This is a genomic window from Enterobacter sp. JMULE2, from assembly GCF_013337145.1.
GTDB lineage: Bacteria > Pseudomonadota > Gammaproteobacteria > Enterobacterales > Enterobacteriaceae > Enterobacter > Enterobacter mori.
This window is the reverse complement of sequence record NZ_SGWD01000018.1, coordinates 50,787-62,943: the sequence shown is the minus strand read 5'-3', so window position 1 is coordinate 62,943 and position 12,157 is coordinate 50,787. Positions and strand designations below refer to the sequence as shown.

Annotated in this window: 6 protein-coding genes; 1 reads left to right on the top strand and 5 read right to left on the bottom strand. The window is 44.3% G+C overall.

Annotated features, from left to right (window positions below; genetic code table 11):
• Nucleotides 1–160: 160 nt before the first annotated feature.
• Nucleotides 161–1,036, top strand: a complete 876-nt coding sequence (locus EXW94_RS24935) for a hypothetical protein (RefSeq protein ID WP_174341299.1) — start codon at nt 161–163, stop codon at nt 1,034–1,036.
• Between the two features lie 26 nt (nt 1,037–1,062).
• Here EXW94_RS24935 and trhN read toward each other — a convergent pair whose 3' ends face one another.
• From trhN to EXW94_RS24910, 5 genes are all read right to left on the bottom strand, one after another.
• On the bottom strand, nt 1,063–4,245 hold the full coding sequence (gene trhN / locus EXW94_RS24930; protein ID WP_174341298.1) for an IncHI-type conjugal transfer protein TrhN: 3,183 nt from the start codon (nt 4,243–4,245) through the stop codon (nt 1,063–1,065).
• A gap of 18 nt (nt 4,246–4,263) precedes the next feature.
• On the bottom strand, nt 4,264–5,319 hold the full coding sequence (gene trhU / locus EXW94_RS24925; protein ID WP_174341297.1) for an IncHI-type conjugal transfer protein TrhU: 1,056 nt from the start codon (nt 5,317–5,319) through the stop codon (nt 4,264–4,266).
• Between the two features lie 144 nt (nt 5,320–5,463).
• Nucleotides 5,464–7,086, bottom strand: coding sequence for a TrbC family F-type conjugative pilus assembly protein (locus tag EXW94_RS24920; protein ID WP_302480552.1), 1,623 nt, complete (start codon nt 7,084–7,086; stop codon nt 5,464–5,466).
• Nucleotides 7,073–7,585: a signal peptidase I gene (gene lepB, locus EXW94_RS24915; RefSeq protein ID WP_174341296.1), complete on the bottom strand. Its 513-nt coding sequence runs from the start codon at nt 7,583–7,585 to the stop codon at nt 7,073–7,075. The genes EXW94_RS24920 and lepB overlap by 14 nt, the downstream gene beginning before the upstream one ends.
• Nucleotides 7,586–7,835: 250 nt before the next feature.
• Nucleotides 7,836–12,128, bottom strand: coding sequence for a hypothetical protein (locus EXW94_RS24910; protein WP_174341295.1), 4,293 nt, complete (start codon nt 12,126–12,128; stop codon nt 7,836–7,838).
• Nucleotides 12,129–12,157 lie beyond the last annotated feature (29 nt).

The window sequence follows — 12,157 nt, the reverse complement described above, 5'->3', positions numbered from 1 at the left end:
AGATTCTGTTCGGATTATACCCTCTTCAAATTCCCCAGTTTCCAACTTGCAGGATTTTAATCGGCTTAACTTCAATTTTTTTACAAGGGGGTTATTCGAAATTATGCGCCGTATGAAATAATAGGTTCATTAATCACAGTGCCCCTAAGAGGAATTTTTAATGAAACTGAGCCGCAAACCGACGTTGGCTGTTGTCACTGTTCTCGCCACTGCCCTCACCGGTTGTTCTACTAATACCGGCAAAACGCCAGAAACGGCCATGACTACCACTGAACACGGCGTTTTCTGGAAAGCAAATCCCCAAAATTCCATTGCTAAAAATGCCTACTCTTTAGCCGGTGTTGATGTGACTTTTAAAGATGCAGAAGTTACACCGAGTAGTTCCGATGAAGCTGGCATTTCCAAATATCTTATCAATGGTTCTATGGGTGCTGTAACCGGCGGTTTGACTGGCCTTAGCATCATGTCTCTGGCTTCCCTTTATAGTACCGAAGATGCGGAATTCATCACTACTGAGCAATATGTCGCATTCGTACCTAATCCAAACAATTTGCCATTTGACGATGAGTCTCTCGTGAAAGCTGGTGCACGTTATACATTCGGATTTGTTAAGGACAGTTCAGCAAAGCGGGGATTTGATAGTGCAAAACGAATTGAAGCTGTCGATCAGTGCAAAATCAATCATTCTGTGATGGCAAAATTCGACGAATGTATTCTTCCGACCAAGCCGACTAAAGATGTTGCATTTGATACCCGCTTATTTGAATTCCAGGCAATCCGGCCCGCAACAGGGACTGAAATTTCTTTATTAGGACTGAATAAAGGGTCTTACACCGTAATCCGTTATGGTTTGATGCAAACTGATTTAGCCCAAACCTCACTGGGGTATAAGGGTTTCATTATGCGTCCAAACGTTCCTTACACTTCGCCACAACTTCCATCTATTTCTATTAACGGTATGGACTACTACTTGTTCAAAGGTGAGCTAGGTTACAAAGGTTTTCCGGAAAAAAAGCTGATTAAGAAATTCTGGTAATTAAAAAGGGGCTTCCGCCCCTTTTTTTAATATTTAGGTATCTCTCTTCCTGTAACAGGGTCTACAGATGTAGAACCAACTTCACAAATTGCTGGTCTTGGAAGATAGCTACAATCGACATTTTGCTCCTGTATTGCCTGGGAATTTTCCTGTCTGGCTTTAATCATATTGTCCTCACCTCCCATAGCCTCTTTAGCTCGCTCAGACGGTAACTGGTAATCTTTATTTTTAAATGGCAGATTCCCCATCACGGATTCTTCCGTAAATGTACTATATTGATCAGGTACCTCGCCAACTTGGACAGCATCATTAATCCACTCAGTTAAATCAATCTTATCGAAATCGAGTTGCTGAATCTGGGTGATCGATAAACCGACGCACTGAGATTTCATTGGATCTATGCCTAATTGAGGATAGGCCTGCTGCATGATCACACGGGACAACATCGAATTATAGCAGCACATATCCGTTGCTTTCTTAACGCATTTCTTTGTAAAGCCGACATTTAAATATTTTACACAGCGCTCTGTATCAAGTGTAAAGCAGGACTTTTGATTTTTGTGTATCGATGCTTCCATTTCCTTCTGGTCACATGCAACAAGCATTTCAAGAAGCATTTTAGTGACCTGGTATGCAGTATATATCCAGCCAATGACATTGAGGGCAAGCATAAAGTTCGTCACTACGGAGGAGAATACTGCGTTTTGGGCAGTAGATTTTGCCGCATCAAATACAAAATCTCTAATTGCTCCGGGCAATAGATCATAGGCTTTGTTCATAGCCATTTGCTTAAGCTGACCTAAACCAAAGGTTGTCATAGTATCCTGGGCTAATTGACCGGTACCAGCTGCGCCACCCGAGGCCGACCCAACGGTTCGACCAAGGTTACCTGCAACGTTTTCATAGACGCTTGTCAGTGAGCTAGTCACATTGCTCCACATCTCTCCGACAGTTTTGCCAGCTGAAGCAGTCCATTCGCCTACTGAATTGGCCATTGTTGACCATGTACCTGATTCACCACCGGTCCAGCTGACCAAGGTCGAGTTCACTCTTTCCCAGTTAGTATTTCGCATCATAGAACCTGCCAGCATAATCGCATCCAGGCTGCCCGCAGTTCCCTGTGGTGCTTCGCAGCAGTCAGTTTTGGCTAACCCATTTACAAAGCCTACAGACCGGCCACACCATTCTTGCTTACCTTCAAAAACTGAGCAGGTATTCGGGTCATTGGGATCAATGCATTTGGCTTCACCCTGCATGTACTGGACCATATTTGAATATGCTACAACCTTTCCAAAGTCCTTGTTTTCTTCCTTTGGCCCGGTTTCGCAAGTTCCGCCTGAGCAGGGAATCATACCAATGCAGGAGTTGGTTTCAGACTCGACTTCCCGGGTTACATCATGCCCCCTGTCGCACGTGTATTTTTGTTCATACATGTAGCAGGAGTTCGTGCCTTCATCGAACCAACCTTCGGCACAGGTTTGTTTATCCAACACACATGCGGCATCATTTTTATATACCCCACATGCATCAGGCATATTCTTAATATCATCATAATTATAACAAAGATCCTTTCCGTTCCCGTCTTTCATAATCTGCCCCTTTGCATCATAAGAGCAGATTTTATCCTCCGCTAACGGGTCACAGAAATAACCCTCTAAATTAGTTTTCCAGGTTAAATACCCTTTATCACCATCATATAGTGGTTTGGCCATATCAAGGACTGTATTGGGCAATCGCTTAGTACCCACATCCATATCGGCAAATTTATTAAACCTACAAAATGAATTTTTAACTTTTACTGCATCATAACATCCTGCGGGTTCCTGGATGTGATTATCTTCGAGCTTCATATTTTCAAATTTAAGTTCAACCTGAAAATAGCCTTCCCCACCACCGCCGACCCATACTCTGGAAGCCATGGTTACTTCATGGTCCTCTTCGTCGTAAACTGATGCCGCTACTTTATCAGTAATATCTATAGGAGCTTTTAACTTCCATGACTTCTTTAACTCCCATGGACCTTTCGGTTGCTCATAATCATTTTCTCTGTAATCGCCATCGATATGAGCAAAGATCTGTTTTCCATCAAGGGTGACTCTCATATGGTCATCCCATTCTGCCGCAATAATAGTTGCTGATGCTAACTTTGCATCTTTATGAAATTTAAGTGTCAGGGCATTATCATAAACACCGTCAGTCCAGTAGTTATCATCCAGACGGCCAAACCATACCCTCACACAATTGTCCCCACACATGGACATCTCACCATTACCGCCCGAAATATAGACCGGAACTGAAAAATCGCGAGTAATAGTGCAACTGTTGAAATTATCCTTTTTAGGTGAATTACAGTAAAACTCCTTATAATCTGGATAATGCGTTGTGATTGTGTTTTTTTTAGTTTCCGTATTGCAATTTTGTAGCCAGTTGCCTGTGCCAGCAACAGCATTACCGATTTCATTGCGACCGGCATTAAACATTGGGTCATTAGGCTTTACATTCGGTGCAGGATTATCTTTATTCGCATTCACCAGTGTTCTGTAAGCAACGCCATCCATGCTCTGGGCATCAAACAACTGACTCTTTCTATTTTTGATATCACCTATGAATCCGTCCTCGTCCCCATATCGACCTCCAGCATTAAACTTAATGTCTTTATGCTTTTGTTCGGAGCTAAAAATCTCCCCAGTGTTAGTCCTAGTCCCGGGTGTAGTACTTGGGTTATTGCTTATTGATATTTTTCCATCAGCCCCGCGACTAAGGGTTTTTGCACCTTCTTTGGTGTAATTTGAATTGATCGAGTTCCCAGACATGCTTGGCAGCGATACGGCTTTACCTATCGATTTACCATCTGATGCAGCATTTCCCAACACGCTATCGTTAGAATTTGAGGAGCCATACTTCCCGACATTGAGGTTTGGAGAATCGCCTTTTCCCGCATACTTCTCAGTGATCGTGCTGCTGATATCTTTACCCGAATCGGCATTTTTGTACTTCTCAACTATTTCCTGTGTACTGGTAGTCGCGTTACGGTTCGCGTTCGGATTTGCCAGGTTAAAGTTGCTTTCGAGCTGGTCAAAAATCTGGTCCGCCGCATAAATTCGCGGCGTCATTACAATGTTGATGAGTGAGACATAGAATGCCCAACTCAGTGTATTAGTCACCAGAGACAGAATTACTGCCGAGGCTATAATTTTATTAGATTTCACACCTAACCCCTTGATTTCTTAAGCGCCGGGAATGAACCTTACGCAACAATCATTGTAGCGCCACAGCATATAAACGTAGTTATCAATGCCTATTTTCTTCCTTCCGCCCTTTAATGTTGACCAATCATGTACAGAGTCACCTAAGCGGTGACAACAGTCAGGCCCATTGGCCTCAGGCGTAGGGAACAACATCGATAATCGATATTGAGAGCGTGGAGTGAAGTACTCCCAGGACTTCTCGCACATCGCATCAGCCCCCATTGTTCGCATTAACATCCCTGAGCGATGAAGCTTGGTCAAAAGCCTCTGGGTGATGAGGGAGCTTGTTCTGACGGCATCATCATTTGCATAGATGTGGCCAGTAAGTGGATAGAGATTCCCATCGCATCCGGCACAAAAGTAGGCCGCTAGATTGTCTTTACCAGCAGTGACTGCAACGCAATCAGCAGCGCAGACCATCGAGGCGATTGGGTTCGCGAATACAACCGCTTCAGGGTTCAATACCAGTGTCAGAAGGTCACTTTCCCACATGGGGTCCACTTCGCTTATGTATGTCAGGCTCGCGTCAATGTAGGGTTCAGCCGTACACTCACCAATGATCAGAAGCTTTAACATCGTCATAATGGGGAATTCCCATAAATGCACGTCGTAAAACCCCGCCTCGGTCGCCGTCATTGGCTGATTGGTGTTACTTTTTCCAATATCAAACTGAGACTTCTGCAACATCGTCCCTTCAAGGAACGGGCTGCACCACGGGCTTTTTACAACCTCAACGATTTTTACTGGCTGGAAGAAACTGAGCTGCCACCCAACTTCTGGGATACCGTTCTGGTCAGTGCAATAACACCCAGGCCGTGACGGAGCCGCACCTTCAGGAGCGTCCCCAATGCCCATGATCCTCATCGGAAATATGCAGCTCCAGCAGATATTTTTGATCAGCCCCTGCCAGACCCCCGCCGACTGACACATTGCCCCAGGGACTCCTGTTCCGGCAGCTGAAGCTATTGCTGGCAAAGAAAGCGACAAGACTATCGCTATGACGATTTCTAAAAGTAACTTTTTAAGGTTCTGCACTGATAAGCTCTCTATGAATTGAAAAACGTCATACTGCTTTCTACGTAAGCCATCGCTTTATTGAAGGCAATCCGCATTTGATCCGGGTACGTTAATGTCAGCCATGTCGCCAAAACTGCCCCAATAATAAATCCCAGTTTCATTCTATTTCCCCTCCCCTGTTTGCTGAGTCGCTATACCGCGAACTTCTGCTTCTGAATACTGCGTGACACGAAATCTGTTTGTTTCGGTTGTGACCAGGGCAGGAGTATTTTTAATCTGAAATCTATTAATAATTTGTTCATTTACCTTAAAGACTTTGCCGTTAAACTTCTCTCTCAAGTCATTGAGGTTATCCCATCCATTCTCCTGGCCGATTCGTGTAAACATAGGCATCACCTGACCGCTACCTAATCGGGTCTTATATTGCTTTTCAGCCCATTCAAGCTGGCCGGGATTTAGTGGGTCGAATACAATCATGGTCAAACTCTGTGGGAATCTGGAAAGCGGATTGATCAGCTCCCCAGCAGTGGCTATCACACGCCCCTGCTTATCTTTTACGTCTTGCGTTACCCTGACTGTCGGGTCAATCAACCATTCCTTGTGTTCAGCAGCCGGTGGGAGATTGGTCATCCATTGATTTTTCCACGTATCGGCAATTGCGCGCTTTTTAGCACCTTCCCAGTCATATTTTTGCGACCGCTCTTCGAGCTCCGTAATAATGCTTTTTTCTTCAACTGGGTAAGTAGGACCCGCAATCGGGAATAAATCCTGTCCTGGCTTATTTTTTATTTCCTGCTTGAAATAATCCACATTGAATGAACCAACCATTTTCGCATAACGGTTTTCTTCACGAGAAATAATGGTTGGAACCTGATTTATTGGATATTGGCTGAAGCTGTCTGGGTCGATTGTAACTAAAGGCGAATCTACTTTTGCTTTAACAAGAACCTGATTGATAGCCGCCTGAGTTTCCGTAATACGGGTTGTTCCTTTCTTAAGACCATTGAAAACAACACGCGCTTTATTTTCACTTGCAGTCTTTAATAGATCCTCCAGTACGTTATCAGGCAAGCTGAATGATGCAAAGATTGTGATTCCTGTTTCCGTAGACAGAACCTCGTTACGACCCTGATCGATTTTATTTTCCCAATCAGAGGCAGTAATTCCAGAAGTACCAAACAATTTCTCAATGTTTCGTGATTGAGATTTCATTGCTTGCGGTTTATCTTGGACCGCTTCTAACGCAGATTCCTGTAGAGATGCATCTTTTTGCAATTGGTCCCGCTTCTGAATAATTTCAGTTACTGCTTCGGACTGATTGCTCTGAGCTCGGATATCTTGCGTATGATTAATTACGGCCTGTACACTATCGGCATTCATTGAGGGTACGTAACCACGATTAACACCCTGATTGATATCCGCGTTCTTTCTCAGCTCTTCTGCCTGCTGAATATATCGGTCAACTACAGTGGGTTTTAGTTGCCCTAAAGAAAGTGAGGTATCCCCCTCCGTATCTTGCTGGTTGTTCTTAGCCTGCTGCGCTATACGCTCGGCATCCAAGGTGTACTTGTTGTCTGGCATGGCCTTCGTTTCGTCTTGTGCCAGTCGTACCTGTGATTGACTTTCTTTCTCTGAAAGCTTTGAGTTAAGGATCGCTGACTGGTTTAAAATAGACGTTGCGTCATTTTGATATTGCGAATTAGCAATAGCATCACCAGCAACAAAAGGAATAATAATTGCCGTAATCAGAGCTTTGCGGTCTGACTTCACTTTAAAAAATTGCATATGTTTTCCCGATTACAGAATTAAATTTTACAGGCCCCCAAAATCGCGAGTCCCATGAATGTTCAGTCTGTCCGACAAGGAAAACCTCTCCCTGCGGAACTACAATCTCTCTTTCTATTTCTTCTGGTTTGATCTTATATTTAGAGGATATCTTACCGGCATTAACTTTATAAAACCGATTTCCGTTCTTCACTCCATCCATCGAAATTCTAAGTTTGTCCCCACCGACACCAGCAACAATTTTAATAACTCTTTCCCCTTTATTAATAAACGGGACTGTTTTAGGCATATTGAAGGCGATCAACTGGCCTTCGTGAATCGACTTATCATTGTGATCAATCATGTAGAAATCAGCCGGGAGACAGCCGTACAAAAGACCATAGCCAAAAGAAAACCGGCAAAAGAACGCAACAGTGACTAGAATTAGCACCCCAATATTCAGGGCTGAATACCATTCTAACTTCAGAATGCCGTGCCTGTTTGGTATCAGTGTATTCATGACGTTTTCGACACCCCGGAATATAAATATTCTTAGTTGGCTCTATTATCTCCTTTTATATGGCCAAAATTTTTCATTAAAGCACCCTATTTCCAACCAGTTCGATGTTGTGTTGATGCTCACCTACCCAGAAATTTTTGATCGCTTAATACAATCCATTCAATTAAAAGTTACTTTTGCAATGGGATAATTGAAAAAAACCCGGGCTTTGCCCGGGCTTATGTTTACTTATGCCTTATTTATCTACAGTCTACTCTGCTTCATTTTGGGCTGATGCATCCTGCTCTTCCGGTCCATATACAGTTAAGTGTTGCGTAGTTGAATCGCCACTATCGTCATATGCCACTACACGCAAATCTTGTTTACCACGATTAAGATTTTTAGACAGAGTCGCAGAACTGCCGAAGACATTCCGAAGTTCCCCGTTGATAAACCATTCAAATCGGGAAATCTTCCCATCCGGGTCATCACACTTATTTGTGAAATTCCAACTCAAGTTTGTCTCAGTGTAATTAAGCGTACAAACAGGCGGAGCATTCTTAACGACATCAAAGTCAACACTTGCTGAACCCCGCTGCCCAAGCTTACTTATAACGTCAATCGTAACCGTGTATTTATTCTCCGTTAAACCAGAGATCAGTTGAGACCAGTAATTCTTACTCCCATCTACCGGCACACCGTTAACTTTATAAGTTACGGTATCAATTTTATCTGCCGAATGTGAAAGCTTAATATTCGACCTTAATGTGACATCAAGTGGTGCTCGCATAAATTTATTTGAGAATTTCGGTGTCATCTCAACCTTCATTGGTGCAGGCTCATCAACGACAAAGGTATTCTCTATCCGCTGCTCATTGTTGCGGTTATCTTTGAACACAACGATGAGCGTGTACTTGCCCGGTTTACCAATAGCGAAGTCTTTAACGTCGCCATCATCTTTAGTTAGAATCAGGTTTTCATTATCGTAGATCCACTCTCGGGAGTAGGCAACGCCAGGGTAATCATTATCATCCGCCCCACTTAGCGACACATGCAGTGTCGTTGGTGACATTGCGTATTTGAGTTTTGTATTCACCTTGATTTCAGGGAATTTGTAAATCCACGACTTAACCGAGATCTTACGTGTCGAGATGGTTTTTTCTTTGTTATCTGTCAGCCAAGCGCTGTATTCAAACGCCGCATAGCCTTGTTTATCGAGCATTGCCTCTGTCAGGACGACTGAGAGATTTGACCCGTTGATGATTTGTCCATCAGGAGTCTTCCATTCCTCGGTGACGTTGTTCCCATTTTGCAGGCGGCTGTTTGGGTTCGTGAACTTGCCAGTCAAAGTTACTTTTTCACCCACTTCAGTTTTAGACGAACCAGCTGCTGTTACCGACAAACGTTTTGGTTTTGCGGCCGACAATTTGGATGAGGTCTCTTTCCATGAGGACTCCTCAGCCAGTTCGTCCGAATCCAGGTAACGCATACGGGCATAAATGTACGCAGGTAATGCGTCCCCGCCTGCCACAGTGTACGTCGGGCCACCTTCAGTCCAGTTAACCTTATCTTCAGACCATAAGACTTCTGCCGTCCCTTCTGGAATGGGTTCGTCATTATCCATCAGTGACACCGGTACATCGCTTCCTTCAAGCGTTTCTGCAACATCTATGCTTAATTTCGGCTCCTTATAAGTCACTACAGTTAAAATGTCGGTGTAGGATTCTTTTGCCGTAAATTTGTTGGTCATTTTTGCCCGGTACAGCCATTTACCTACTTCTGTTTTCCGAATATTAACGCTGCGCTTACCTTTCATATCCTCCAGCGCTTGCCATGTTGTACCGTTATCAGCAGATGACTGCCATTCCGTTGGGGCAAGTGCATCGGCGTTAGCAGTGCTCTTGGTCTTGAATGACACCAGTGTACTGAGCGGAACTCGGCCAATGATCAGGCTTTTTGAGAGATTCCCCTCCAGCTCTTCTCCTTTATACACTCTGATCCCAATAGCACTGGACTCACGCTTCATTACGAAATCCGAGAACGGAGATCGTACTTGTGCCACTGCAACCAGACGGATATTACCGAGGTCCATGTTCTCAATTTTTATGGACGTTTTAACCTCTCCGGCATCATTCACCGGCAGGGCATCTGTTAAAGGTGTTCTTTCATACGTTGTTTTGTAGCGGCCAGTTACTGGGTCTTTCCCATACACACTTTTTTGTGAGTAAATGGTTACATCCCAGTCACCCATGTTCACTCGGTCAAACGTACTCTTGCGGGTTGCATTAGAATACCTTCCCAGGCTCACCGTTAATGGTAACTCCATCGTAGTTGCGATTTTCTTATCATCCACAACCATTGAAGCCCGGATATTGAAATCGGGGACAGTGTAGATGTTCAGCGTATCTTTCGTCTGGAGTGCCGGGTCTTTTGTATAGACTACATCGATATCCATCACATTCTTGGTCCACAATGGCGCGGCTGCGACCTTAATGCGCTGTGTGAACGTTGTGGAGTCACTGCTAGAAGAGCGATTCTTATATGCTGTTTTTATTGGATCACTACCGTTTTGCGAAATGGAAATTCCAATATCAGCAGGTACTACTTTCGCCAAAATCCTTGCAGCTTCCCCCCCCGTTGTATACACCAAAGCGGTATTTGCATTGATACCCGCCATCGTCTTACTCTTCTTGTATGAAATGATCGGGTTAAACGGCAGCTCCGCATTCAAAGTAAAGCGGTTCTTGGCCGAAACAGCTTTGGACCCCTTCCCGTTGACCATTAATACATAGTAATCAAGCAGGTTTTCTCCGGTTGAGTTGAAGAAACCAGTTAGTCCAGGTGTTCTGCCTTTGTAATAGAATTCCATACCGTCTGGCACGTTATTCCACTGTGGATAGCAGGCCGTAACCTCTGACTTTTCACCATACCAGGATAGATACGCCAGGGCGTTTTCTTCAGTAGTGAACAACGTGCACTTTTCACCCGCCGTCTGGCTAAGTAATTCTGTATATTGACGAACTCTTGAGTAAAGCTTCAGATCTTTCTTCTCCAACCCTTTGAGCGTGAAACCTGTAGGTTGATAGGTAAACACAGTGCTGAAGCTAACATTCTTCCCATAGAGGTTTTCGGCCACGACGGTGATTACATGGTCTTCATTCACGGCAAGGTCGTCACCGGCTGGCAGGTAGTAGATTCCCTTGTAATTTGTTGGGGTTAATTTGACAGCCTTGTTGTCAATGGTAACCATTTTAATATCAGCAACCCCAGCCTGGCCCTGGAAAGCCGCCACGATAATTTCATTCAGGAAGTAGACCGGCTCACGCTTACCGAGGGTCTTACCATCCTTAAGTACCATCAGCGTGGGGTCGTCGGATAACATCAGTTTGCTTTCGGGCTCTTCATAGACTGAAGAGTTTTTGCTCTTATTCTCAATAGAGAAACTGGCCGCATAGGAACCGTTTATCAGGTCAGTAATATCAAAAATGTACAAATACTCATCACCGACCCTTTGAGGCCCGCTAACAGGCTGTAATGTTCGTCTGAGCGGCGTTGCCCATGACTGTTTAAAGTCGATTACAGTCCCATCATCTAAAGTGACTTTTGTTACGGGTTTAAATACACCATCGGGGACCAAATCAAGTGTCATAGTGGTTGGTAACCACCATTCACCATCCTGCCCCTGCTGGGGCGCCTTAACTGCCACCGCCACTGTTTTCGAGCCCGTGTAAACCTCAGTTCCGCCGACGCTGATCGTCTTGGCTTCATCTGTGAAATTCCACAAAGTGTGGTCAACTACCGGCGGCCGGTAGTCCCAGTTCAGGACAATGGGGTAGTCTGCTGGAGGGGCAAAATAGTTATTTTTTGAGTTTGAAGTAATAGAAATCGTTCGGTTGCCAAGAAGCTCGTCTGTGTCGCTAAATTTAACGCTTCCTAAATCAATCGTACAAGATGAGCCGCCCAGAGGAACTTCACACGCAGAACCATTTCCGATAGATACAAATTGAACATAATTGCGTGGTTCGACGGTGACTGCAATGTCCTTGATCGCCTCATCTTTAATATAAGAGTAGATATTATTACCATCCAATACCTTTCCATTCACGGTGGATTTTACATCCAGAATGACTGGTTTTACAGGAACGACGGCATTGATTGAATATTCACCGGTGAGTATCTCAACTTTCTTTCTTTCTGATCCTGAGAAATATGACACCCGATATGGCAGTTTTAACTCACCAGATGCATTTGGTATACCTGATAAGGCAAACCCATTAGAGGTCAATCCGTATGTATTAGGTAGCCATTCGAAGAAGCAGGCAAGATTATCAACCGAGGAGGTCGCCCGGTCATCAACGGTCACGTTGCAGGCAGTTCCGTTACCGGTTGCGGTAATTGTGTTGTTGTTTACAAAAGCGACAAAGTCACCGGGCCCCGAGTCAAACCCCAATTCAGGCACCTCAGCCTTCAACTTACCAGAAATCATTATGGCTTCGGCGTGGGCAATTTTAAGCGGCGCAATTAACGATAACAACAGGGTTAACCCGACTCCTGATCTTCTCATGATGAATTCCTGTAGATCACGCAAAATTT